Origin of the sequence: uncultured Alistipes sp., assembly GCF_910580175.1 — a bacterium.
GTDB lineage: Bacteria > Bacteroidota > Bacteroidia > Bacteroidales > Rikenellaceae > Alistipes.
Map to the genome: position 1 here is coordinate 317,802 of NZ_CAJTXD010000001.1, position 25,475 is coordinate 343,276.

General features: G+C 59.2%; 26 protein-coding genes. 6 read left to right on the top strand and 20 right to left on the bottom strand.

The window, feature by feature from the left end:
* The first annotated feature begins 12 nt into the window (after nucleotides 1-12).
* From rseP to trxA, 5 genes are all read left to right on the top strand, one after another.
* Nucleotides 13-1,341: an RIP metalloprotease RseP gene (gene rseP, locus QZ298_RS01345; protein ID WP_296004895.1), complete on the top strand. Its 1,329-nt coding sequence runs from the start codon at nucleotides 13-15 to the stop codon at nucleotides 1,339-1,341.
* 80 nt (nucleotides 1,342-1,421) lie between these two features.
* Nucleotides 1,422-1,976 carry a sugar O-acetyltransferase gene (locus tag QZ298_RS01350; RefSeq protein ID WP_296004897.1) on the top strand — a complete coding sequence of 185 codons (555 nt, stop codon included), beginning with the start codon at nucleotides 1,422-1,424 and terminating at the stop codon, nucleotides 1,974-1,976.
* A gap of 11 nt (nucleotides 1,977-1,987) precedes the next feature.
* Entirely contained in the window at nucleotides 1,988-3,355 is a 1,368-nt protein-coding gene (radA, locus tag QZ298_RS01355) for a DNA repair protein RadA (RefSeq protein WP_296004899.1), read from the top strand.
* A 36-nt stretch (nucleotides 3,356-3,391) separates the two neighbouring features.
* Nucleotides 3,392-4,357 carry an NAD-dependent epimerase/dehydratase family protein gene (locus QZ298_RS01360; protein ID WP_296004901.1) on the top strand — a complete coding sequence of 322 codons (966 nt, stop codon included), beginning with the start codon at nucleotides 3,392-3,394 and terminating at the stop codon, nucleotides 4,355-4,357.
* Between the two features lie 42 nt (nucleotides 4,358-4,399).
* A complete protein-coding gene (trxA, locus tag QZ298_RS01365; RefSeq protein WP_296004903.1) occupies nucleotides 4,400-4,726 on the top strand; it encodes a thioredoxin in 327 nt (108 codons plus the stop codon).
* Here the strand turns inward: trxA and QZ298_RS01370 are convergent.
* From QZ298_RS01370 to QZ298_RS01440, 15 genes are all read right to left on the bottom strand, one after another.
* Complete coding sequence (locus QZ298_RS01370) at nucleotides 4,723-5,370, bottom strand: DNA alkylation repair protein (protein WP_296004905.1); 648 nt, start codon at nucleotides 5,368-5,370, stop codon at nucleotides 4,723-4,725. The two genes, trxA and QZ298_RS01370, sit on opposite strands and share 4 nt — an antisense overlap.
* Before the next feature lie 20 nt (nucleotides 5,371-5,390).
* Nucleotides 5,391-6,296 carry a DUF4831 family protein gene (locus QZ298_RS01375; RefSeq protein WP_296004907.1) on the bottom strand — a complete coding sequence of 302 codons (906 nt, stop codon included), beginning with the start codon at nucleotides 6,294-6,296 and terminating at the stop codon, nucleotides 5,391-5,393.
* Nucleotides 6,297-6,352: 56 nt separating this feature from the next.
* Entirely contained in the window at nucleotides 6,353-7,105 is a 753-nt protein-coding gene (locus tag QZ298_RS01380) for a methyltransferase (protein WP_296005127.1), read from the bottom strand.
* Nucleotides 7,106-7,228: 123 nt separating this feature from the next.
* Complete coding sequence (locus tag QZ298_RS01385; RefSeq protein WP_296004909.1) at nucleotides 7,229-7,993, bottom strand: TIGR02757 family protein; 765 nt, start codon at nucleotides 7,991-7,993, stop codon at nucleotides 7,229-7,231.
* 1 nt (nucleotide 7,994) lies between these two features.
* Complete coding sequence (locus QZ298_RS01390) at nucleotides 7,995-8,645, bottom strand: ABC transporter ATP-binding protein (RefSeq protein WP_296004911.1); 651 nt, start codon at nucleotides 8,643-8,645, stop codon at nucleotides 7,995-7,997.
* Nucleotides 8,642-9,427, bottom strand: a complete 786-nt coding sequence (gene folP / locus QZ298_RS01395; protein WP_296005128.1) for a dihydropteroate synthase — start codon at nucleotides 9,425-9,427, stop codon at nucleotides 8,642-8,644. The genes QZ298_RS01390 and folP overlap by 4 nt, the downstream gene beginning before the upstream one ends.
* Before the next feature lie 26 nt (nucleotides 9,428-9,453).
* Nucleotides 9,454-10,053 carry a dephospho-CoA kinase gene (gene coaE / locus QZ298_RS01400; RefSeq protein WP_363323903.1) on the bottom strand — a complete coding sequence of 200 codons (600 nt, stop codon included), beginning with the start codon at nucleotides 10,051-10,053 and terminating at the stop codon, nucleotides 9,454-9,456.
* Complete coding sequence (locus QZ298_RS01405; protein WP_296004913.1) at nucleotides 10,050-10,445, bottom strand: hypothetical protein; 396 nt, start codon at nucleotides 10,443-10,445, stop codon at nucleotides 10,050-10,052. The genes coaE and QZ298_RS01405 overlap by 4 nt, the downstream gene beginning before the upstream one ends.
* Before the next feature lie 224 nt (nucleotides 10,446-10,669).
* Complete coding sequence (secDF, locus tag QZ298_RS01410; protein ID WP_296004915.1) at nucleotides 10,670-13,666, bottom strand: protein translocase subunit SecDF; 2,997 nt, start codon at nucleotides 13,664-13,666, stop codon at nucleotides 10,670-10,672.
* Nucleotides 13,667-14,181: 515 nt separating this feature from the next.
* Nucleotides 14,182-16,101, bottom strand: coding sequence for a molecular chaperone DnaK (dnaK, locus tag QZ298_RS01415; protein WP_296004918.1), 1,920 nt, complete (start codon nucleotides 16,099-16,101; stop codon nucleotides 14,182-14,184).
* 232 nt (nucleotides 16,102-16,333) lie between these two features.
* Nucleotides 16,334-16,576, bottom strand: a complete 243-nt coding sequence (locus tag QZ298_RS01420) for a DNA-binding protein (protein WP_296004919.1) — start codon at nucleotides 16,574-16,576, stop codon at nucleotides 16,334-16,336.
* A gap of 567 nt (nucleotides 16,577-17,143) precedes the next feature.
* Nucleotides 17,144-18,715 carry a hypothetical protein gene (locus QZ298_RS01425; RefSeq protein ID WP_296004921.1) on the bottom strand — a complete coding sequence of 524 codons (1,572 nt, stop codon included), beginning with the start codon at nucleotides 18,713-18,715 and terminating at the stop codon, nucleotides 17,144-17,146.
* Between the two features lie 29 nt (nucleotides 18,716-18,744).
* Nucleotides 18,745-19,389: a hypothetical protein gene (locus QZ298_RS01430; RefSeq protein ID WP_296004923.1), complete on the bottom strand. Its 645-nt coding sequence runs from the start codon at nucleotides 19,387-19,389 to the stop codon at nucleotides 18,745-18,747.
* A gap of 84 nt (nucleotides 19,390-19,473) precedes the next feature.
* Nucleotides 19,474-20,274 carry a diadenylate cyclase CdaA gene (gene cdaA, locus QZ298_RS01435; protein ID WP_296004925.1) on the bottom strand — a complete coding sequence of 267 codons (801 nt, stop codon included), beginning with the start codon at nucleotides 20,272-20,274 and terminating at the stop codon, nucleotides 19,474-19,476.
* 145 nt (nucleotides 20,275-20,419) lie between these two features.
* Nucleotides 20,420-21,001, bottom strand: coding sequence for an OmpH family outer membrane protein (locus tag QZ298_RS01440; RefSeq protein ID WP_296004927.1), 582 nt, complete (start codon nucleotides 20,999-21,001; stop codon nucleotides 20,420-20,422).
* Between the two features lie 99 nt (nucleotides 21,002-21,100).
* Here QZ298_RS01440 and ruvA point away from each other — a divergent pair, with 99 nt between their 5' ends.
* On the top strand, nucleotides 21,101-21,673 hold the full coding sequence (gene ruvA, locus QZ298_RS01445; RefSeq protein WP_296004929.1) for a Holliday junction branch migration protein RuvA: 573 nt from the start codon (nucleotides 21,101-21,103) through the stop codon (nucleotides 21,671-21,673).
* A gap of 213 nt (nucleotides 21,674-21,886) precedes the next feature.
* Here the strand turns inward: ruvA and secG are convergent, their stop codons facing one another.
* Genes secG through QZ298_RS01470 form a run of 5 tightly spaced genes read right to left on the bottom strand, consistent with a single transcriptional unit; the run spans nucleotide 21,887 to nucleotide 25,450 of the window.
* Complete coding sequence (secG, locus tag QZ298_RS01450) at nucleotides 21,887-22,246, bottom strand: preprotein translocase subunit SecG (RefSeq protein ID WP_296004931.1); 360 nt, start codon at nucleotides 22,244-22,246, stop codon at nucleotides 21,887-21,889.
* A 12-nt stretch (nucleotides 22,247-22,258) separates the two neighbouring features.
* Entirely contained in the window at nucleotides 22,259-22,849 is a 591-nt protein-coding gene (locus QZ298_RS01455; RefSeq protein ID WP_296004933.1) for a hypothetical protein, read from the bottom strand.
* 14 nt (nucleotides 22,850-22,863) lie between these two features.
* Nucleotides 22,864-23,388 carry an LptE family protein gene (locus tag QZ298_RS01460; protein WP_296004935.1) on the bottom strand — a complete coding sequence of 175 codons (525 nt, stop codon included), beginning with the start codon at nucleotides 23,386-23,388 and terminating at the stop codon, nucleotides 22,864-22,866.
* A 25-nt stretch (nucleotides 23,389-23,413) separates the two neighbouring features.
* The gene (locus QZ298_RS01465; RefSeq protein ID WP_296004936.1) at nucleotides 23,414-24,664 is read right to left on the bottom strand and encodes a sigma-54-dependent Fis family transcriptional regulator; all 1,251 of its coding nucleotides are present in this window, start codon (nucleotides 24,662-24,664) and stop codon (nucleotides 23,414-23,416) included.
* Nucleotides 24,665-24,676: 12 nt separating this feature from the next.
* On the bottom strand, nucleotides 24,677-25,450 hold the full coding sequence (locus QZ298_RS01470) for a hypothetical protein (RefSeq protein WP_296004938.1): 774 nt from the start codon (nucleotides 25,448-25,450) through the stop codon (nucleotides 24,677-24,679).
* Between the last annotated feature and the right edge of the window lie 25 nt (nucleotides 25,451-25,475).

Here is a 25,475-nt window from a genome sequence, read left to right on the forward strand (position 1 = left end):
AACTTCCCGATCATGGAACTTTTCATCAAAATCATCCAATTCTTCCTCTGTTTTACCCTCCTTGTGGGCATACACGAGCTGGGGCATTTCATCATGGCGCGCGTCTTCCGCATCCGCGTCGACAAATTCTACATCTTCTTCGACCCGTGGTTCTCGCTCTTCAAGTTCAAGCGCGGACACACCGAATACGGTCTGGGCTGGCTGCCGCTGGGCGGCTATGTGAAGATCGCCGGCATGATCGACGAATCGATGGACAAGGAGCAGCTCAAACAGCCGGTGCAGGAGTGGGAATTCCGCGCCAAGCCGGCCTGGCAGCGCTTCCTGGTAATGATCGCCGGCGTGGCGATGAACGTGGCGCTGGCCATCGCGATCTACTGCGGCATCTGCTACACGTGGGGCGACACCTACTTCTCGAACGAAGATGCCCGCTGGGGCTACAACTTCAACGAGGCGGGCCACCGGCTGGGATTCCGCGACGGCGACCGCTTCGTCAGCATCGACGGCGAACCGGTCGACGGCCTGCCCCAGATACTCAACACACTATTCATTACCGAGAGCGGCCGCGAAGTGGTGGTCGAACGCGCCGGTGGACAAGTAACGCTCGATCTCCCGCTCGAAGCACTGATCGCGGCCAGGCAGGAAAAGGGTCTGGAGACGTTCTTCGCCCTGCGTCAGCCATTCCTGATCGACAGCGTAGTGGCGCCGACGGCCGCAGGACTTCGCCGGGGCGACGAAATCATAGGCATGGAAGTCGGCAGCGGCGAAAAACACCGCAACCTGGAATTCCGCGACTACAAGGCCCTGCTGCAACTGCACGCGGGCGAAGAAGCCGGCCTCGAAGTGCTCCGCGGCTCCGACACGGTGGCGCTGAGGCTTCCCATATCGGCCGAGGGAACACTCGGCGTGATCGCGGCGCAGCCCTACACCCTGCGCACGAAGCACTACACGTTCTGGGAATCGATCCCCGCAGGATTCCGCAAAGCAGGAGCCATGATCTCGTCCTACTGGCAGCAGCTCAAGATGATCGTGCAACCCAAAACCAAACTCTACGAAGAAGTGGGCGGATTCCTCTCGATCGGCAGCATCTTCCCGGGAAGTTGGGACTGGCAGGACTTCTGGCTCAAAACGGCATTCTTGTCGATCATCCTGGCCGTGATGAACATCCTGCCCATACCGCTGCTCGACGGAGGCCATGCGCTCTTCACGTTCTGGGAAATGATAACGGGCCGCAAAGTGAGCGACAAGGTGTTGGAAGCGGCACAATATGCGGGCATGATCATCCTCCTTGCCCTCCTGCTCTACGCCAACGGCAACGACATCTATCGATTCTTCATCAAATAGAGACGCCGTTCGACGCATGTTTCCGCGAACCGCGTCTTGCAGAGGTTCGGCCCATGCCGTTCGGCGAACAACACAAGTTTATGTCCGAACTCGATAAAATGCAAACCGGCGAACTCTATGATTTCACAGCACCTGAAATCGTAGCTTCGAATCGGCATGCGCAGCGCTGCCTGGAACGCTTCAATCGCGCCGGCGTCGACGACGAATCGGCCCGCCGGACGGCGCTCGAAGAACTGATACCGGGCATTCCGGCCACGGCGACGATCATCCCGCCCCTTTTCTGCGACCACGGCCACCCGATTTGCATAGGCGACGGAGTATTCATCAACGGTGGCGCCACGATGCTCGACAGCGGCGGCATCGCGATCGGCGACCGCACCAAGATAGGCCCCGACTGCAAACTGCTCACGCCCCAACATCCGCTCGACTACCAGGAGCGCCGCAAACCTGTCGAACGAGGCCTGCGGATCGAAATCGGCGAGGACTGCTGGCTGGGCGGCAACGTGACGGTATGTCCAGGTGTCAAAATCGGCAGCCGCAGCATCATCGGAGCCGGCAGCGTGGTGGTGCGCGACCTGCCCGACGACGTGATGGCTGCGGGCAACCCGGCTGTCGTAAAACGCGCACTGCGCTAAAAAAACGGAAGATGGCAAAAGTAAAGAAAGCCTATTTCTGCAAGAACTGCGGATTCGAAGCCCCCAAATGGCTGGGCAAATGCCCCTCGTGCGGCGAATGGAACACCTTCGCCGAAGAGATCATAGCCCGCGAAAGCGGCCCGGCGGCATCGGCGGCGGGCGGCCCCCTGCCGGCGGCCAAACCCCAACGTGTGAGCGAAATCCGCGAAAGCGACCACCGCCGCATCGACCTGGGCAATGCGGAGATCGACCGCGTGCTGGGCGGAGGGCTGGTGCCGGGATCGCTCATCCTGCTGGGCGGCGAACCGGGCATCGGCAAATCGACCCTCTCGCTCCAGATCGCCCTGGCGCCCAACGGACTGAAGACGCTCTACGTCTCGGGCGAGGAATCGGCCGAGCAGATCAAAATGCGCGCCCTGCGCCTGGGCATCCGCAACGAGGAGTGCATGGTCTATGCCGAGACGCTGCTGGAAAACATCGTAGCGCAGATCGCCGAACAGAAACCCGACGTAGTGATCGTGGATTCGATCCAGACGATCTACACCGAACTGCTCGACTCGTCGGCGGGCAGCGTCTCGCAGATCCGCGAATGCGCCGCCACGCTGCTCAAGTATGCCAAGACGACCGGCACGTCGATCTTCATCATCGGACACATTACCAAGGACGGCGCCATAGCCGGCCCCAAGATTCTGGAACACATCGTCGACGTTGTGCTCCAGTTCGAAGGCGACAGCAACAACGTCTACCGCATCCTGCGCGGCATCAAGAACCGTTTCGGCGCAACGTTCGAAATCGGCGTCTTCGAAATGCTGGACGACGGGCTGCGCGGCGTGGACAACCCCTCGGAAATCCTGCTTACCCACTACGAAGAACCGCTGAGCGGCATAGCCGTGGGCGCCTCGGCCGACGGCGTGCGCCCCTATCTGATCGAAGTGCAGGCCCTGGCGAGCGGCGCGGCCTACGGCACGCCCCAGCGCACGGCCACGGGATTCGACACGCGCCGCATGAACATGCTGCTGGCCGTGGTGGAGAAACGCATCGGGCTGAAGATGTTCCAGAAAGATGTGTTTCTCAACTTCGCGGGCGGCTTCAAGGTAGCCGATCCGGGTCTCGACCTGGCGGTCGTGGCGGCGGTCGTCTCCTCCTACTACGACCGTCCGGTAAGCGAGGGAGTGTGCTGTGCGGGCGAGGTGGGACTCTCGGGCGAAGTGCGCCCGGCACCCCGCTGCGAACAACGCATCAGCGAAGCAGCCCGCCTGGGCTTCAAGCGCATCATCGTCTCGGGCTACATCGCCAAAAACGCCAAACGGCCGAAAGGCATCGAAGTGGTGCCGATCAACAGCATCGACCAACTGCCGCGGGCGCTTTTTATGGAATAGATTTTGCACCTCCAGCTCCAAAAAAAGGAGCAAGAGATGCAAAAAAGAGTCGTCATACTGGGAGGTGCGGGATTCATAGGCTCGCATCTGTGCCTGCGTCTGCTGGAAGCGGGACACGAAGTATATTGTGTCGATATCCGCGATGCGGATGCGTCGCCGCTGCTGCGCAACGCCCGGCAACATCCGGCTTTCCGCTTCGTCCGTCACAACATTATCAATCCGTTCGGCATCCGCTGCGACGAAATCTACAACATGGCCTCGCCCTCGCGGGTGCGCTACGACAAGGCGCTGCCCGTGGAGACGCTCAAGGTAAGCATGCTGGGATCGATCCACGCGCTGGAAACAGCACGCGCGGAACATGCCCGCATCCTTTTCGGCTCGTCGGGCAACCTCTGCGATGCAGCACACCCCCGCCGCGGCGAAAGCAAGGAAGCCGCCCAGGGCCATCGCATGCTCGGCGAAGGAAAAACCGCCGCCGAAGCGCTCCACAGGGCCTATCGCACCGAATACGACGTCGACGCCCGCATAGCCCGCATATTCAACACCTACGGCCCGGGGGCCGATCTGCTGGATCAACGCGTCGTGATGAAGATGATCGCCGCTGCGCTCCAAAACCGCGACATAGCGGTAAACGGCAACGGCGAACAGATCCGCGGATTCTGCTGGGTCGAAGACCTGGTGGACGGGCTGGTGCGTCTGATGGAGTCTCCGCGCACGGAACGGGTGCACACGGTCGATCTGGGCAGCAACCACGAGCTGCCGATCCGTGCGCTGGCCGAGAAGATCATCGCGCTGACGGGCAGCCGCTCGCGGATCGTCCACCAATGCGCCCGCACAGACGAAGCCCTGCGCAGCGTAGCCGACCTGTCGACGGCCCGCCGCGAACTGAACTGGACGCCCCGTACGCCGCTGGTCGAAGGGCTGCGCCGCACGATCAGCTATGTGGAAAAGGAACTTGCCACCAAAAACCATGTACGCATGACTTGGGCGGAAATGAACTGAAAAAACAAGAACAAACGATCCAAAATCATAAAATCCTACATTATGCAAGATTTCGACAAAATCATCTGGCGAGACGCACTGACGCTGATAGATTTCTTCGCCACCTGGTGCGGCCCGTGCCGCATGATGCACCCCGTGATCGACAAATTCAAAGAAGAGATGAAAGGACGCGTGGACGTCTACAAAATAGATGTCGACGACCGACGCATGCACGACATGGTAAAACGTTATAACATCGCTTCGGTGCCCACTTTCATCCTATTTCGCCGGGGCGAAGTCCTGTGGCGCCGCAGCGGCATGATGAGCCACGCCGATCTGGTCGCCATATTGGAAAAGATCGAGAAAACGGAACGCATAGAACAGAGCTAAAGCGCTTCCAAGCGCCACGCCAACTCCTCGCGCACGAAAAGCAACGCGGGAATATCGTCTCCGCGGGCGGCCGCGTCCAACACCCGCTGTCGATCGGCTCCGCCGCGGGCCCCCAAGGCTGCGAGCAAAGCCACGGCGCCCTGGGCGATCAACCGGACAGCATAATCGGGCTGCCCGGCAAGAACCGCCCAACGAACGACGGCATCGACCGCCGCGTCGCACCACCCGACCGGCGCGGAAGGCCGACGAGCAGCGGCCATCAACGCGGCATAAGCGGGAAAAAGAGTGTCGCCGACGATCCAACGGTCGAACAAACACGGAAAAACGGCACTCCGGCACAACAAAGCGAAAGCAGCCTCCTCGGCGATCTCGGAATTGGACAAGCCCTCGGCCCAAAAAGCGGCATCGTCGACCGTAAGCGCATCGGGGAGAGCGATATGCAAAGCTGCGAGCCGTAACTCACGGACATCCTGCCGAAAGAGAAAGCGCGCGAAATCATGATCGGGAGTCTGTGCCCGGGCGATCGACCGCAAGGTCGGCAGGCTGACGCCATAGTTCAAGCCGCAGGCGACGCCATAACAACGCATTTCATCGGCCACGGCGCCGTTGCGCTGGCGGCGCATCGCAGCCAGCAAAACGACCATGCGGGAAGAAAAATCCATGCCTACTTATGCCGCGGCAAAGCCAACTTGAGCGTACGTCCGAACTCGTAGAGGGGCAGCACGCTGCGGGCGCACTCGCGACCGGCGCAAATTACCGTGCAGGCCGACAGATCGGCGACGCGGCAGGTAACGAAATTCAACTCCTTAGGCCCGGCCTCCACGAGAGAAGGCGCTGCGAACGACGGCTCGATGCGCAACAACACCATATCGCCCGAAAGATCGCTCTCGGGCAACAACCCGTCGACAACGCTGAAACGGCAAACGATATACTGCTTCTTGTCGGACTGCGGATAGACCACGTAACGCCGACTCTGGGTCGTGACGACGCGCTTGCCGAGGAACAACTCCAGATAACTTTGCTCCAAGCGGGCGATCTCGTCGAGCGCGGCACGAAGCCCCTCGCCGAAGACATGCTCGCCGGCCTCGCCGGTAATCAACTCCAACCGATGGCGCCGCAACGAAAAGATGGTGTTGGCCGCATTGCGTGCCGCATCCTCCAACGACGAAACGGCGGTCGAAACCTTGTCGGGCTGCAAGCGGGCGAACTCCTCGTCGGAAACGGCGTGCGAGACGACCTGCGGCCCGGAAGCCTCGGGGCACTCCGAAAGGCAGCAGGCATCCTCGTCCAGCAAGGCGACCGAAGCGCTGCGGACGCTCCAAGCCACCTTATCGGTCAACGAAGCGCGCACGCCCAAGTATTTCTGGGCATAACGGGCATAAGGCCCTGACAACGCCTTGTCGCACTCGACGACAAGATCGACAGCCAAGACCGAACGCGGATCGGAGACAACGACTCCATCGGCCGTCTCTGCAACCCCGACCAAGGCGATATAAGGATTCTGAGCCAGGGCACCGCAGATGCCGGAAAAACTCAACAGACAAGCGCACACCAAAGATTCGAACTTCATAAGAGACAAAATTTAAAAAACACCTATTACAAATGTAAGGTATTTTTGATGCAGAATCAAAATTTCAGATAGAAATCGCACGTCAAAGCCCGATATTCAGGCGTATAACATTCGTGCTCCCCGGTGCCGATGACCAATTCGGACCACTCGACGGAAGAAACGGGAGCCGCATCGGAAACCGCCTGGAGAGAAGAGACGCCGGCGGTGTCGGAAGCAAGGAAACCGGCACATCGATCGCAAACCTCGGGGAGCGGGGGGCCCGCCTTTTCGGCCACGAACTCCAGCAACACCCGCTTGACCGGACGACGGGGCGTAGTGCGGACATCGGTGCGCCGGACGGGACGAAGCAGTCCATGGCAAAGCTCCACGAAATGCGCAGCGCCGTCGACGGGCAGAATGACAGCGAAACGCCCCTGGGGTGCCAACAAGCGGACAACCGCGTCGCGCAACGCCTCGAAAGGCAATAGCACAGCATGTCGCGCCGTAGTGCGCCCGGCATCGGGGCAAGTGAGCGAATCGACGAAAAACGGCGGATTGGAGACGATCAGATCGAACCGCTCCTGCGGCCCGAACTGCTGCACCGCCGTCCGCTCGATGCGGATGCGCGCCCCCCAAGGCGAAGCGTCGGCATTGGCGCGCGCCTCGGCGACCTCCTCGACGTCGATCCCCGTTACGTGGGCCTGCGCCGCCCGTTGGGCCATCATCAAGGCGATCAACCCGGTGCCGGTGCCGATATCGAGAATCCGCCGGTCGGAAGGCTGCACCGAAGCCCAAGCCCCCAACAACACGCCGTCGGTGCCGACTTTCATAGGCGTACGCTCCTGGCGAACGGCAAACTGCTTGAAACGAAAAACAGACACAAAAGAGCAATATATCGGTTGAAAAACGCCCTTCCCCCGCCAAATACACGCCGGAGAAAGGCCATACATCTTTTATTCGCTTCTATCGATCCCCACTCCGAACAGCGCAAAGTCGAAACGCACGGGATCGTCGGGATCGGCCTCGCGGAGCGCGGCGGTAACCTGCTCTACGGCCCGCCAATCGTTCTGCCGGCGGATCAACAACCCCAGTGCCCGGGCCGTCTCGCCCGTATGCACATCCAAGGGAAGATAGAGCGCCGAGGGCGGAATACACCGCCACTCGCCGAAGTCGACGCCCCGGTCGTCATGCCGCACCATCCACCGCAGGAACATGCACAACCGCTTGCAAGCCGCCCCCTTGAGGATGGAGGAGAGGTGTTTCTCGCACCGCGGCGCATGGTCGCAACTGAAGAATTCGTGCCGGAACTCGGCCAACACCTCAGGCAGGCTCTGCGTAGCCTGGTAACGACTTTCAAAAAACGCCCCCAGTCCCCCGAAACGCAACTCCAACGACCGCAGGGCCAAAACGAAATCGCGCAGGTCGCCGCCGTTGAACGTACGGTGGACGAAACGGTCGAGCACCTTCAACTCCCGGTCGGAAGCATGGCGGACGAAATCGGCGGGCGCATCGTCCATCAACCCCATCATCCGGTGGCCGCTGCGCACGATCGCCCTGCGGTTGCCCCAAGCGATGGTGGCGGCGAAAAACCCGGCCACCTCGCGGTCAGCACGCCCGGCATAACGATGGGGCACCGAAACGGGATCGTCGGCGATGAACTCGGGCCGATTGTAACGATCGTACAACCGCTCCAACAACTCGCGCAACTCGTCGGTCATGTCAAAGAATAAGGCCGTCGGACATGACGATCTTGCGGTCGGCCATGGCAGCCAGCCCCTCGTCGTGGGTAACGATGACAACAGTCTGACCCAACTCGTCGCGCAACTCGAAGAACAAACGGTGGATCTCGTCGCGGTTGCGCGAATCGAGGTTGCCCGACGGCTCGTCGGCCAACAACACGGCGGGCGAATTGATAAGCGCCCGGGCGATGGCGACACGCTGCTGCTCGCCGCCCGAAAGCTGGGCGGGCTTATGGTCGCGCCGCGCCGCGAGGCCCAGCAGAGCGATCAACTCGGCAGCCCGGCGCTCGACCTCGGCCCGGGGACGCTGTCCGATGAAACCGGGAATGCAGACATTCTCGAACGCTGTGAACTCGGGCAAAAGATGGTGGAACTGGAAGACGAACCCGATCCGCTCGTTGCGGAAAGATGACAACTCGCGGTCGCCCAAAGCGAAAGGCTCTCGACCGTCGATCTCGACCCGCCCGCTGTCGGGACGCAGCAAGGTGCCCAGAATCTGCAAGAGCGTAGTCTTGCCTGCGCCGGAAGCCCCCACGACAGAGACCACCTCGCCGCGCGCCACGCGGAGCGAAACGCCCTTCAAGACTTCGAGATCGCCGAAGCGCTTGTGAATATCGAAAACCTGTATCATGATCGGAACCTATTGAAAATCTTTACCGTATCGACCGCCTCGCGGACATCGTGCACGCGCAAGATCGCGGCGCCCTGCCGCAGGCACTCCCATCCCAAAGCGATCGTACCGGCCAAGGCATCGGCAGGCTGCACATCCAACAACTTATAGATCATCGACTTGCGCGACACACCAGCCAAAACAGGAAAACCGAGAGCGCACAACTTATGCAATCCGGCGAGCAACTCGTAATTCTGTTCGAGCGTTTTGGCGAAGCCGAAACCGGGATCGAGGATGATGTTTTCGGGCCGGATGCCGGCAGCCTGCAACTCGGCGACCCGCCGACGAAAATAAGCGCACACCTCGATAACAATATCCTGCCGGTAATCGACCAAGGACTGCATGCTGGCCGGATTGCCCCGCATATGCATGGCGACATAAGGCACCCCGAGACGGGCGACGACAGCGGGCATGGAAGGATCCAGCGCCCCGGCGGAAATGTCGTTGACGATTACTTCGCCGAAACGCTCGCAGACCCGCTCGACGACCGATGCACGGAACGTATCGACCGAAACGGCCGCCTCGGGAGACGATCGGCGCACGGCGGCGACTCCGGCCTCGACCCGCCGCCACTCCTCCTCGGGCGACACCTCGTCGGCACCGGGACGCGACGAATAACCTCCGACGTCGATGATGTCGGCACCCTGGTCGAGCGCCTGGGCGACACGGCGCTCGATAGCCGCGGCATCGAACGTACGGCTGCCGGCGAAAAACGAATCGGGCGTGACGTTGAGAATCGCCATGACCCGGGGCTGCGAAAAATCGATTCTCATGACCACAACGTATTACCCTCGCCACGAAAGCGCCGGTCAAGCTCGTCGACGGCAGCCTGCAAATCCTCCTCGAAGAGGTTGACCAACGAAAAATCGGCCCGGCGGCTCAACGTCTCGTCGTCCAACTGGGCGGCGATGCGCCGCCGCACGCTCTCGGGATCGCATCCGTCACGCCGGCAAGCCCGCTCGACGCGCAACTCCATAGGCGCCAAGACGACGACCGTACGGTCGACCATGGCCTCCAACCCGGAATCGAAGAGCACGGCGCTCTCCAAGATGATGTAATCCCCCTGCTGCCGGCTGCACCAGACGTCGAAATCGGACATGACGGCGGGATGTACCAAGGCATTGAGATCGGTCAAAGCAGCAGGATCACTGAAGACCAAATCGGCGAGGTAATGCCGGTCGAGCGCATCGCCGCAGAACGTCCGCGGCCCGAAGCGCCGCACGAGCGCGTCGTGCAACGGCCCCGGCTCGCCCATCAACCGCTTGGCGGCGCGGTCGGAATCGTAAACGGCGATCCCTTTCGATGCGAAAAGCCGGCAGACGGTGCTCTTGCCGCTGCCGATACCTCCCGTGATACCGATCTTCATCATTTCTTGGCGGGATTGTCGATTTCAGGCACCCCGTCGATCGACAACACCTTGATGTCGCTCAAACGTACGGCGATGGCGCTTTGCAAAGACTTGGAATCGAGAATGATTTTATCCTCGTGGCCCTCCTCCGGAGAGACCTTGTACTGGAGGCTGGCGAGCGGAATACGCAAAGTCTTATTCATATAGACGCGGTAACCGAACAGATTCGTTCCGATGCCCTGCACGACGCATGTGACCTCGAAAGGCACGCCGTCGACCTCGACCTTGACGTGCTGGCGCGTACTATATGTATAACTGAGTTTGGCGATGTACCACAAGATGAACGACGCGACGAGCAAAGCCAGAAAAACAGGCGAGATATAACGGCGCATCCACTCCAACAAACTTTCCATAGGGAAAACATTTTTTGCAAAGATAGTGCAAGCGGGGCGCAATGCCAAACATAGCCGCCAAAAATACGCGAGCCGACGAATTCCGCGACAATAAGGCGGCAGACGACGAAGGCGAGACGCCCCAAGCCTCGGACAAAAAGCATTTCCCCTGTTGCACGCATGTACAACAGGGGAAATTTGCTTTACAGAAGGAACTACCCCCTCCGTAGTATCGGTCGCCGATACTATTTCTCGGCCTTCTTGTCCGAACGGGACATCAGATCGTAAGCCACGGGAGTGGCGATGAAGATCGTAGCGGCGGTGCCGACCACGACGCCGATCGTCAACGCGAAGATGAAACCGCGGATGGTCTCGCCGCCGAAGAAAAAGATGGCGAGCAACGTGACGATCGTAGTACCCGAGGTATTGATCGTACGCGACAAGGTGGAGTTGATGGCGTTGTTGACGTTCTCTCGCAACGAACGCTTGGGATAGAGACCCAAGAATTCGCGGATGCGGTCGAAGACCACCACGGTGTCGTTGATGGCGTAACCGATGATCGTGAGGATGGCGGCGATGAACGCCTGGTTGACCTCCAAGTTGAACGGCAACAAACCGTAGAACATCGAGAAGAGACCGATGACGAACAACGCATTGACAGCCAAAGCCAACGTAGCACCCGTAGCCCACTGCCAACGTTTGAAACGGAAGGTAATGTAAAGCCCGATGGCGATCAACGATAACAACACCGAGTAGATGGCGTTCCAAGTCATGTCCTTGGCGATCGAGGGGCCGATCTTGTCGGCATTCAGAATACCGTTGACGTCGGTCTGCGTATTGCGGAACTGCTCGAACGAGATGTCATAGGAATAGAGCGGCTTCACAGCGTCGTAGATGATCTGCTCGACCTCGGCCGTAGCTTCGTCGGAGGTGTCGTCGTAACGATACTGCGTGACGATGCGCATCTGGTTCTCGCTGCCGTACTGCTTGACCTCGGAGCTGACCGAAGCGGCATCGGCATCGGTCTGGGCGCCGAACGCCTGCTCGATGCGGCCGCGCACCTCCTCGGCCGAAACGGCCTTGTCGAAGCGCACGACGTAGGCACGGCCGCCGGTAAACTCGGCGCCGAGATTCAGACCGCGCACAGCGAACGAAACGGCCGACAAGAGAATGACGACACCGGTAACGATGTACGCGATCTTGCGCTTGCCGATGAAATCGACGCGGGTATTATTGAGGAAACGCTCCGACCACTTGCGCGAGAAAGAAATATGGCCCCACTTGGCGACCACCCACTCGATCAACAGACGCGTGATGAAGACAGCGCAGAAGAACGACGTGACGATACCGATAATCAACGTAGTGGCGAAGCCCTGCACAGGGCCGTTGCCGAAAATGAAGAGCACGATACCGGTAATGATGGTCGTAAGGTTGCCGTCGATGATGGCGGAATAAGCCTTGGAGAAACCATCTTTGATGGCCATGGACAAACCCTTGCCGCCACGCAGCTCCTCCTTGATACGCTCGTAGATGATGACGTTGGCGTCGACGGCCATACCCATTGTGAGGACGATACCGGCAATACCGGGCAACGTCAGCACGGCGCCGAACGACACGAGCACGCCCATCAGCAAGAAGACGTTGGTTACCAACGCAATATCGGACATCCAACCTGCGGTCTTATAGAAAAGACCCATATAAAGAAGCACGAGGACGAAAGCGATGAGGAACGACAACATACCGGCGTTGATCGACTCCTGACCCAACGACGGGCCGACGACGGTATCCTGGATGATCTTGGCGGGAGCGGGAACCTTACCGGAACTGAGGACGTTGGCCAAGTCCTGTGCCTCCTGGATGGTAAAGTCGCCGGAGATTTCGGAAGACCCCTTGTCGATCTTGCCTCGCACGGAGGGTGCGGAGTAGACGTAGCCGTCGAGCACGATGGCGATGCACTTGCCGATGTTCTCGCCGGTAAGCCGCGACCACTCCTGGGCGCCCTGACCATTCATGGTCATGGAAACCACGGCCGAAGCACCGCGCTCGGCATACTGCTCGCGAGCCTCGGTAATGACCGAACCGTCGAGCGGAGCCTTGCCGTCGGGCGTGGCGACGCGGATGGCATAGAGATGATAACGACCGTCGATCTTGTCGTCGCCCTTGACGCCCCACTTGAACTCGATGTCGGCGGGGAAGAACTCGCGCACGGCGGGATCGGACAAATAAGCCTCGACGGCGGCCATGTCGGCCCTGTAAGCGGCACCGATGGCAGCGCCCCCGGCGAACGAAGGATCGAGGACGGCGAACAACGGGTTCTGCGCACGATCGAAATGCTCGGTCTCGACGGCGGCATCCTGAGCCTCGCGGCCGATTTCGGCGATCAGGTCGCCGGCAGCCTCGGCTTCGGCGGTCTGCTTGGGCGAAACGGTGCTTGCAGCAGCGGTTTCGGCCACGACGCCGCGCAGATATTTATCGGCCGTAACCAACGAGGGCAACACCTCGCGGGCATCGTAGGTCGTCCAGAATTCGAGCGACGCAGTGCCCTGCAACAAGTCGCGGACGCGCTGCGGCTCCTTGACGCCCGGCAGCTCGACGAGAATGCGGTGCGAATTGGGCAGACGCATGATGTTGGGCTGCGTGACGCCGAAGTGGTCGATACGGCTGCGCAAGACGTTGAACGAAGCGGCGATGGCAGCCTCGGTCTCATGCTTGAGGACTTTCTCGACATCGGCGTTGGAAGACTCCAGCGTGATGTCCTTGCGGTCGGGGCTGACGAAGATGACGGCCAGCGAACCGCCGTTGGTCTGACGCTCGTAAGCCTTGACGAAATCGGCGATGTAATCCTTGGAATCGCCCTGCTTCAACGCCTCGTTGGCCTCGGCGATCGCTGCGGCAAAAGCAGGATCGGACTGGCTGTCGCCGGCCAACGCCTTGACGACATCTTCGACCTGCACTTCGAGCATGACATTCATGCCGCCCTTGAGGTCGAGACCCAGATTCAACTCTTTCTCCTTACACTCCTTGTAAGTGAACTTGCGGAAACCTACGTTGAAGACGGGCAGATTCTGTACCGAATCCAGGAAATGCTGTTCAGCCCCGGATCGCTGCTCCAAGGGGAACTGCGCCGCATAAGCGACAGCCTTCTTCTCGACGTTACGCGTCTTGAACGTAAACGAGAGCTGGTAAACGCATGCGAGCGCCAAGAGCGCAGCGATGAGTTTGATGAAACCTTTACTTTGCATTGGTATTAAATGATTTTGTTATAATTTATTGTAATTTTTATCATCACACCTAATAGGATGCAAAGATAGGAAAAACAATTCAGAATTCATAATTAAAACTTGACAATTCACAGCATTAACCCGCAATCGGGGGATTTCAACGCTACTTTTCGAGGCTCGGCTCGGCGCAACGATCCGCACTCCGCTGCCGGATCGCGGACAAAAGAAGATACGGCAAGCAATCGCAACACGAGGAACAGCTGCAAAATACCCGAATAATTTGACAGTCACGGGGAGACTCCGGACAACCCGAAAACGGGCCGCAAGATCAACCGGCATGGCCTCCGCGCCATCGCACCGCATTGCAGACACGCCGGAAAAACAAAAGCGCAGCCCCGGACAAACCAGGACTGCGCAAAAAGAATCGGAACTTTCTTAAACCGGCAACAACACCGACCTTATTCGAACCACGCCGAAGCGAGGAAAAGGAACAAGAACAGAAACGGAGAAAAACCGGCTCCGGAAAGGTCTCGGGACTATTTTACCTCCTCGAACTCGACGTCTTCGGGCTGGCTGCCTCCGTTGGAACCGCCCTGCTGACCGCCGGCATCGGTCTGCTGACCGGCCCCCTGCGCACCGGCTGCACCCTGGGCCTGCTGCTGGGCGTAGATGTCCTGCGAAGCAGCCTGCCAAGCGGCGTTGAGCTCGGCGATAGCCGTGTCGATGGCAGCGAGGTCGGCATTCTTGTGCGCCTCCTTGAGCTTGCCGAGCGCCGTTTCGATGGCCGACTTCTTGTCGGCGGGCAACTTGTCGCCGTACTCCTTGAGCTGCTTTTCAGTAGCGAAGATATTGGAATCGGCAGCGTTGATCTTGTCGATGCGCTCCTTCTCCTCCTTGTCCTTGGCTTCGTTGGCCTTGGCCTCGTCGCGCATGCGCTGGATCTCCTGCTCGGTCAGACCCGACGACGCCTCGATGCGGATCTTCTGCTCCTTGCCGGTGCCCTTGTCCTTGGCCGAGACGTTGAGAATACCGTTGGCGTCGATGTCGAACGTCACTTCGATCTGCGGCACGCCGCGCGGAGCTGCGGGAATGCCGTCGAGGTGGAAACGGCCGATCGACTTGTTGTCGCGGGCCAGCGGACGCTCGCCCTGGCATACGTTGATCTCCACCGAAGGCTGGTTGTCGGCCGCCGTGGAGAAAGTCTCCGACTTGCGGGTGGGGATGGTGGTGTTGGCGTCGATGAGCTTGGTCATCACGCCGCCCAGGGTCTCGATGCCGAGCGACAGCGGCGTGACGTCGAGCAACAGCACGTCCTTGACCTCGCCGGTGAGCACACCGCCCTGGATGGCGGCGCCGATGGCCACGACCTCGTCGGGGTTGACCGACTTGTTGGGGGCCTTGCCGAAGAACTCCTCGACGATCTTCTGGATGGCGGGGATACGCGTGGAACCGCCCACAAGGATTACCTCGTCGATCTGCGAAGCCTGCAGACCGGCATCCTGCAACGCCTGCTTGCAAGGCTCGACGGTCTTGCGGATCAGGTGGTCGCACAACTGCTCGAACTTGGCGCGCGTGAGCGACATGACGAGGTGCTGCGGAATGCCGTTGACGGGCATGATGTAGGGCAGGTTGATCTCGGTCGTGGTGGACGACGAAAGCTCGATCTTGGCCTTCTCGGCGGCCTCCTTCAGACGCTGGAGGGCCATGGGGTCCTGGCGCAGGTCGATCTGGTGCTCGGCCTTGAACGCCTCGGCCATGTAATCGATGAGCACGTGGTCGAAGTCGTCGCCGCCGAGGTGGGTGTCGCCGTTGGTCGACTTGACCTCGAAGACACCGTCGCCCAACTCGAGAATCGAAATATCGAACGTACCGCCGCCGAGGTCGTAAACAGCGATCTTCATGTCGCTGTCCTTCTTGTCGAGACCGTAGGCCAAAGCAGCGGCCGTAGGCTCGTTGATGATGCGGCGCACCTTCAAACCGGCGATCTCGCCCGCCTCCTTGGTGGCCTGGCGCTGCGAATCGGAGAAGTAAGCCGGGACGGTAATAACCGCCTCGCTGACCTCCTGACCGAGGTAATCCTCGGCCGTCTTCTTCATCTTCTGAAGAATGATGGCCGAAATCTCCTGCGGCGTATATTGCCGGCCGTTGATGTCGACGCGGGGCGTATTGTTATCGCCGCGCACGATGGCGTAGGGCGCACGCTCGATGTCGGATGTTACCTGGTCGTAACGCTCGCCCATGAAACGCTTGATCGAAAAGACCGTACGCTTGGGATTGGTAATCGCCTGGCGCTTGGCCGGATCGCCCACCTTGCGCTCGCCACCCTCGGTAAAAGCGACCACCGACGGCGTGGTGCGATGCCCCTCGGAGTTGGGAATGACGACAGGCTCGCTGCCCTCCATGACGGACACGCAGGAATTCGTCGTGCCCAAGTCGATACCAATAATCTTTGCCATAATGATATGAATTTTGAATTTGTTATCCATTCTCCTGCCGGCGCACATACCGCCCGACAGTCAACGCTTCGGATTCGATCAAAGGTTGTACCAAATGCCTTTTTCTGCCAAATTGACAGCAAGATGACAGATCGGAAAGTCCGAAAACGGCAAGATGTGATATTTTGGCAGAGACAAACAAAAAAAACGCGAACGGAATTACCCGTTCGCGCTCAAAGAAAACGAATCGCTACTATTTCTCCTCGCCGAGGATACGCATCGCCACGTCGAGAATCGTCGTGTCGTCGAGCGTTACCACGCCGCCGTCCGGCCCCGGCTCGAAATGGACGCCCACGCACTCCTTCGCCTCGTGCTTGCCGCCGAAGTAGTTGCGGACGGTCTCTACGTCGATGCCCAATTCTTCTGCAATGCGCTGCGAACTGCCGCTGGGCAATTTGTCCTTGATGCGGCGCAATTCGTTAAATGTGATGATCATATCGGTTGAAGTTTAAAGATGATACTTAATACACAACTAAATTACGATAAATTTATGGAATCGCCAAATTTATTCAGAAAAAAGTAAGGCGTAAAATAAGGTGCCCGGCAGAAAACGCCCCACGCCCGAGAAACACCGTCCGGCAGCATGGAGGGGGGGGCTGGGGACTTCCGTCCGGCGGCATGAGGGGGGGGGCAGCGTGGAAGGGGCGTCAGCTGGAAAACTTGGCCTGACAGCATGGGAAACACCGTCCGGCAGCATGGAGGAGAGTCGTCAGCTGGGAAACTTGGCCTGACAGCATGGGCAACACCGTCCAGCAGCATGGAGGAAGGGCGTCAACTGGAAAACTTGGCCTGACAGCATGGGAAACACCGTCCGGCAGCATGGAGGAGGGGCGTCAGCTGGGAAACTCTGCCCGGTAACATGGGTAAGTGGGGGCAACCTGATAACATAGGGAATTCCGCCCCTCTAACCGCGAAAAACTCGTCCTCCCTCATCTTCAAAAAACGAAAGTCCCGTTCCGCATGTCGGAACGGGACTTCGAGACTTCGGCCGGCATCGGGAATATCAATCCTCGGCAGGCTCGACATAAATCTGGAACAACAACGGCGTGAAAGGCAGCACCTCGGTATAAGTCGACGAAGTGGTAACCACCGAATCCGATCCGCTATCGCCATAATCGGGCATGTAACCGCTATAATAAGGATTGTAATAACCGCCCATATAACCGCCGTAATAATCGCCAAAATAACCGCCATAGCTATTGCCGTAATAACCGTTAGCGTAGTTCAGATAATTGAGGTAATCGTAATAACTCTGCTGTGCATAGCCGTTGGAAGTAGAAGAAGTCGTAGTCTCGGTACTCCCCTGCTTGCCCTGGGCGCCATAGGCATGGGTCGAGACAGAAACGACCGCGGCCCATTGCCCGAACTTGAGCCGAGGAACCGTGTAATACCACGACTGCACGGCACCGCCCGACTCGGGCGTATATTCCCAAGCGCGGCCCTGCTTCTTTACCTCGCCGTAGATGATCTTCTTTACCTCGTCGATGTTGGTGTCGAAGATGAAGCCGTCGAGAAAACGTCCGATGTACCAAATTTTGGCCTTGCCGCTCAACCCCACCGAATCAGCCGCGAGCGTCCGCACGTCGGGAACCGAAGAAGCATCGCCGCCATGGAAACGATAGAGAAGCGTATCGGCGATCCGCTTGTCGATCTGCGCCATCGATGACCTGTCCACATACGGAGCCACGCCGACGGCATAGGGCTCAGGGAACTCGAAGCGCTCCTGGGGCTTGTAGGCATAATCGACATAGAGCTGGGGCACGGAATCGCAGGCGCTGGTCCAACGCTCCGCGATATTGTAAGGATGGTTCGCATCCTTGGGATCGGTGGGCAGCGGAATGCGCCCATCGGCCGCATCCTCCTCCGAACCATAAATGCGCAGCCCGCCGTTCCGCTCGTCCTGGCAAAACCGGTCTACCTCGGTACCCTCGGCGGCCAAAGGATTCTTGACCGTATCGCAGATCGTCAACTCGATGCGCACGGGTTTGCCCGACTCCAACGCATATTGCCCCTCGTAACCGCCGGTGCCCGAAATATCGCCGCTCACGCGCGAGGGACAATACAACACGACCTTGGCCCCTTTGCGCAGCAACACCTCGCGCGAAGCGAGACGCCGCTCAGGATCGCTCTTATACGTCTCGAAATAAGTCTCGCCGAGCGTCTGGACATTACGCATGGCCAGGTAAGTGGCCTCGGGCAAATTGCCGTTCTGGGTGCCGCAATAACGATAATAGGGCACATAATGGGTATACTTGGTAAAAGTCCCTGCGAGCAAGGCTTCGGGAGCACGGCGGGTCAGCACGATTCTGTGCCCGAGGTCGCGGCCCGAAAAATCGAACTTTACCCAACACACCGTATCGTTGACGGGCGCGGCCGTGGGATCGCCGGCATCCAACACGTCGATATAATAACTTGCACCGCCGAACTCCTGCTTGTTTTCGAGCAACTCGCAACGGTTCTGCGCGATCCACGCTTCGAGCGACATGTCCTCGAAGCGGTCGTACGAGTCGCTCTGCTCCTTGGCGCAGGCGGCCACCCAGATCATGGCTGCGGCGCATGCAAAACGGAAAACCATATTGCTTTGTATCATCATATTCGCTGTATTTACTCTACTTTGTCCACGCTGAAAAAGATCGCAACGGGCGTTTCTGCAGGGATGGCATACATATAATCCTTATCCCCATAAGCCATGTTGTATGTCATATAAGCCTCGACCCGATCGCCCTGGCGACACCCCAATAACGCAAGATACAACCCTTTTATTATGCCGGGATTGCGCATGTCGAGAACCAACGGCTCGAACTGCCACACGCCGGGCGTGAGTCCGGCCATCTGCAAGTAAGGCACGAAAGCCGGATCGTTGGAAAAGAAAGGCTGCGTGATGCTGGAAAAATTATTCTCGGTAACCCCGCCGTCGGGCACCCCGACGATGGCGGCATTGCGGAAGACATAAGCGGTAAAAGTAACCGTGACCCACGAACGGTCGGTTACTTCGGGCCAATTTTCCCGGTCGGGGTCGAAATACTGCTCGACGTCGATATACCGGAACACGGCGTCGCCGAGGGTCGTATAGAACGGCAGGCGGCTGCCCTCCTCGTACTCCTCCTCGGGAATCAACCGCGGCTGGTGCGAACGCTCCAGGAAGTTGGCCATATCGGTGCGCTGCTTGCCGTGCACGTCCTCCTGGTCGGCGCAACCGGCGCCGCAGACAAACGCCGCGCACAAGAGTATGAAAAGATTCTTCGGCATAGAAACGTGCGAATTTACAAAAACAATCGGATTATACCGCGATCCACCGCGAAAAACAAACACCGGCCACGCTTTTCCGACCCGCTATTCGGCGGCCTCCTTTTTCGCACGGCGGCGGGAGACGGGCGCGAGATAACGCTGCAAAGTCTGCTGCAACCGCGCCGGTTCGATGTCCCGTCTCAACTGCCCGCCCTGGGCCACCGAGATGCCGCCGGTCTCCTCGGAGACCACGACGATCACGGCATCCGAAATCTCGCTCATGCCGATGGCCGCACGATGCCGCGTGCCATAAGACTTGGGAACGTCGCTCTGGGTCACGGGCAGGATGCACTTGGCGGCGACAACGCGGTCGCTCTCGATCAATACGGCACCGTCGTGCAACGGAGCGTTCTTGAAAAAAATATTCTGCAACAAAGCGGTGGAGACCTTGGCGTCGACGGCGATGCCGCCCTCGGCGATCAAGGTCAAGTCGCTGCGAAGACCGATGACGATCAAGGCGCCGGTTTTGGCCGCAGCCATCTCGCGGCAGGCCATGACGATGGGGGCCACGTCGGTCTGCACCTTGTCCTCGGACGAAGAGAAGATGCGGGTAATGAAGTTGAAATGCTTGCTACGCATGCCGATCATCTGCAAGAAACGCCGCAGCTCGGGCTGAAAAACGATGATCAACGCGATGGCGCCCACGGAAATCAACTGCCCGAGAATGGTCGAGAGCAACTCCATGTTGAGCGTCCGCACGACCACCCACAACAAGTAGATGGCGATGATTCCCGACAGAATGTAAGGCGCATTGGTGCCCTTGGTCATGCGGTAGATCCAATACATGATCGCGGCCACCGACACGATGTCGATCAGATCGATGAATGTGAACGGAATGAAACCCATGATGGGACAAAGATATAAAAAAAGACGGCGATCTCCAACTTTGCGCCGGACGACAAAAAAGCGCGCCGTCTACCGACAACGCGCCCATAGAAACTCCGCTGACCGCGGGCATCCGGCCGAAGAGCGGCTCGGACGGCGGAAACGACTATTTTTTCTCTTTCTTGTCGGCGGCGTACAACTCGTTGACCTTGGCCAGCACGGCCGGCGTGATGTTGAGCGTCGTATCGGCGTCGATCAAGGCGGAAGCATTGATAATCAACTTATATTTGCCGTCGGCATTGATTTCCTCGACAGCCCGCTGCAACAAATCCTGTGCGCGGTTGGTAAATACGAAATTCTCCTCGTCGAGAGTCTGGGCCTCCTTCTGGGCCGAATTCTGGTAAGCGGCCACGCGCTTCTGGATGCTCTCCTGCTGGGCCTGGGCATCGTTAGTGGTAATCAAGCCTTTCTGGTACTTCTCCTGCAACTTGGCGGCTTCGGCCTGAAGGTTCTTCTCGCGCTGCGCCCAACTGTTCTGGGCTTTCTGCGTCTTCTCCTGGAGCGCCACGCCCTCGGTCTTGTAGAGGTCGCTCTCGGCCAGCACCGCCTCGACCTGCACGTAGGCAATATCGCTTGCTCCGATTCGGCCGACGGGGCCTTCCTGGGCGGGTGCGCCGCTCTGCTCCTGCGTCCCGCAAGCCGTCAACGCTGCGGCAACGGCTCCGGCCATGAAAAGCAATTTTTTCATATCTGTTTTTCTGTTTTTAGTGAATTATTCTTTGCTTGAAATACAAAGGTAAGAAAAAATCTTTATTTTTGCCTGACATTCCTCTGAAATTTTACACGCATGTACGAATATATCAGCGGCGTCATTGCCGAACTGACCCCGACCTATGCTGTGCTCGACGCAGGGGGCGTAGGCTACTATGTGAACATATCGCTGGAAACCTATGCGGCCATCGAACACGCCGAACGAACGAAACTATTCGTCCACCACATCGTACGCGAAGATGCGCAACTGCTCTACGGATTCGCTACGCGGGCCGAACGCGAACTTTTCCGGCTGCTGCTGGGCGTCTCGGGCGTGGGCGGCAACACGGCCCGCACGATCCTGTCGACCTACTCGCCGGGCGAACTGCAAGGCATCATCTCGTCGGGCAACGCCGTACTGCTGAAAAACGTGAAAGGACTGGGACTGAAAACGGCCCAGAAGATCATCGTCGAACTGAGCGGCAAACTGACGGGGCTGGAAGCAGAAGGCGCCGCGGCGGGCGACTCCCGGGCCGACGAAGCACTGGCGGCGCTCACGATGCTGGGCTTCGGCAAGGCCGCAGCCGAAAAAGCGCTGCGTGCCGTTCTACGCACGACCCCGGCCGCCACAACAGAAGAACTCGTGCGCCTGGCACTCAAAGAATTGTAACGACCGGCATCCGCCGAAAGATTCGGCTGCACCGGCACCCGCAGTTCGGCCGACAACATACAACCGGCCCAATCCAATCCACTGTCCGAAACACTCCGGCTCCCTGGTCGCACCAATGCCCGGACATCGTTTACGCTCTTGATCGGGCCTGCAACATCAACAAAAAAGCCGTGGCGAAAACCACGGCTTTTTATCGTTCGGTCGGAATCGGATCTACTCGGCATCGGCAGCCTGCGCCTCCTCGGCGGGCAGACCGGCCTGCGGCATGGCGGGCAGCTCGGAATCGATGACATGCTCCTGCAAGGCCTGGGCATCCTTGGAAATCTCCAGGTTGCTCTCCGCAACACGGCCCTTGTCCATGGCGAGCGTAGCGACGAGACTGAGCACCACGATGGCAGCCGCCATCGTCCAAGTAAACTTCTCCAGGAAATTCGTCGTCTCGCGCACGCCCATCACCTGATTCGACGCACCGAAATTGGCGGCCATGCCGCTCTTGGGATTCTGAACCAACACGGCGAGGATTACCAAGATACTCGCAAGGAGGATCAGAACAATGCAAATCGTGTATAACATATACGTTGAATTTTAATTATTGTTTTCTATCCGGCGAATAAGTTCGGCAAAGTAAATACTTTTTTCGGGATTTAGCAAACTTAATTTACGATAAATCGCCACGGCCTGCTCCGTCAGTCCCTGAGCCAGATAGATGGAAGCCAACTGCTCGGAGACCACTTCGTCGTCGGCATCCAGCTCCGGACGGATGCGCACCTCGCTTTCGGGTTCGCCCTCCTGGGCCACGATGCGCAGATCCTTTTCGCAGAGAAAACGATCGATCAACGCATCGACGCAAGCCGACGGCATCCGCACATCCTCCGACTCAAGCGATTCGGCATCCGCCTGCGAAGACTCCCCCGCATCATCCGGTTCGGGATACCCGGCTTGCTGCGACGCACCGGAAGTCCTTGCCAACGCCGCAAGATCGACCGACCGCTGAAGCAGGCTGCTCTGCGCACGCCACGGGGCCATGAGCGCAAGCTGCGGATCGGCTTTCCCTGTCCGCGACTGCCGCACGACGCGGGCCGGCACGAACCACCGGTAGCGAGCGATCCAATCGTTCAACTCCTGGTCGGAAAGCTGTGCAGCAGCCTCGGCCGAAACAAAACAAGATTTCAACATAACGAATGCACGCATTACCAATTGGAAGCCGAAGCCATGAAGATGTCGGTTACCAACTTATCGACGATCTGCGGAATGAGGTCGCCCTCGATCTCGGTAAGCAACAACGAAGAATCGTAATCCTCGTAAGCCGAAAAAGTCCGCCCGCCGGGCCACGACTGCGACTCGTCGAGCGCATTGGTAAACCGCACCCGCACAGTGATCGTCAACCGGTTGAGCAGGGCATAGTCGTCGCTCGACACCGAAGCGGTGGTCGACGTGTAGTTGATGATCTCGCCCTCGAACGCGAAGTCGCCGCCCTCGTCGACCTGCATCAACCGCGTACGCCGCGAAAAAATATCGACCAGCGCATCGGTAAGCGTCGAACTCAAGATGGGCGACACCATCGTAGCATTGTTGGGAAAATAAGCCACCGAAAAAGTCCGGGCATCGGCCGGAATAGAAGCCCCGGACAACGAATACTTGATCGTCACGCCGCAACCGGCCAGCGCCGACGCGACGAACAACGAAACCGCAAATATGACTTGAAAACGTTTCAATTCTAAAATCGCTGTTTGTTGATTCCTAATTTTCCTCTATGCCCAACTCCTTGATCTTGCGATACAAAGTACGCTCGGACATGAAAAGTTCGCGGGCCGCTTCGCGGCGGCGTCCGTTGTTGCGGCGCAACGCCCGCACGATCTGCTCGCGCTGCACGTCGGCCTTGGTCAGTTCGCGCACCGGTTCGTCGGTAACATCCTCGCTTTCGGCGAAAACCGGAGGCACGGCATAGGCAGTCCCCGAAGCTACCGTCGCCGGAGCCGTCACGACCGGAGAAGCCGGCGACGAAACGGCCGACGGCAGCAACGCCTTGATGTCGGCGGCCGGCTCGGCCCGGTGCACCCCGGCGCCCTGCATCAACTCGCCCATCATGCGTTTCAACTCGTTGATGTCGGCCCGCATGTCGAACAACACCTTATACAGCAACTCCCGCTCGGAAGACATCGCATCGCCGGAAGGCACGGCACCCGCCATGATGGAAGCGCCGGCGTGCTGCTCAGGCAGATAACGGCCCAAAATCTCGGCTGTGACGACACGCGACTGCTCGATGGCCGAAATCTGCTCGGCGACGTTCTTCAACTGCCGGATGTTGCCCCGCCAATAATACCCGGTCAACAACTGCCGGGCACCGTCGTCGAGCGTGACGGCGGGCATGCGGTACTGCGTGGCGACGTCGGAAGCGAACTTGCGGAACAACAACGGGATGTCCTCGGGCCGCTCGCGCAACGCAGGCACGACGATGGGCACGGTACCGAGACGATAATAGAGGTCTTCGCGGAAACGCCCCGAAACGATCGCCTGCGGAAGGTCGACATTCGTTGCAGCGACCACGCGCACGTCGGTCTTCTGGACTTTCGACGACCCGACGCGCAAAAACTCGCCCGTCTGCAAGACGCGCAACAGACGCGCCTGCGTCGAAAGCGGCAGCTCGGCCACCTCGTCGAGGAAAATCGTACCTCCGTCGGCCTCCTCGAAATACCCCTTGCGAGCCTCGAAAGCACCGGTAAAGGCGCCCTTTTCATGGCCGAACAACTCCGAATCGATCGTTCCCTCGGGAATGGCGGCGCAGTTGACGGCGATATACTTATTGTGCTTGCGGGCCGAAAAGGCATGGATGACCTGCGGAAAAAACTCCTTGCCCACGCCGCTTTCGCCGGTAACCAGCACCGTCAGATCGGTGGGAGCCACGCGCAACGCCACGTCGAGCGCCCGATCCAGAAGCGGAGAGGTGCCGATGATGCCGAAACGCTGTTTTACCGTAGTGATTTCTGTCATTCGAATCTGGAATTAGTAAGCCTCGGAGCCGAACGGCGCCTGCTCCTCGGAAATATACCGCAGCGGCACGGTCTCCTGGTCGCGCGTGTCGCACCAATGACCGAAAGCGATGGCCCCCAGGGCGATGGCCGTGGCGACGAGCGCGATCCAGATGAAATGGTCGGAACGCCGCTTGACGACGATCGTCTGCTCGATGGCCGGACGCCGGGGCAGCTTCCCATAGTACTCGTCCGAACGCGAAGAACGGCGGCGCGGACGGAACGAAGGACGCTGCGGCTCCTCCTCGTCGAACAATCCCGGCCCGTCGTAAAGCGTCTTGATCTTCTCCGACAATTGTTTGCTACCCTGCTGTTTCCCGGCAGCGGCATGCGGTGCAGAAACGCCGGCATCGTCCGCCGCCTCCGCGACCTTGGCTTCCGCCTCGGCCCGGGCCTGCCGCTCGGCCGCCTCCGCACCGTGCACCGAAGCGACGAGGTGGGGATCATGAACGAAAGCGATCGTACCGTTGGGGCCGGGCTTCAACACGCCCAACCCTTCGAGCGGGAACTCGTTTCCCTGCTGCAAGGCATGCCTTACCTCGAAGACGAAGCGGTCGATCTCGCCTGCAGCTTCGAGGTCGCCGATGCCGCTTTCGCGCAACAGACCGCGCAACACACCGTCGTCCCGCTTGAGAAACTCGGAGAAAACCACGCTCTTGTCGGGGTCCTTGACGATGAAAGCGCCCATCTGCGGGACGACCAGCCGCTTCTGCGACCTGAGATACTGCGATATGATAGGAATCAACACGGCGGAACCTGATTACTTTTTAGGG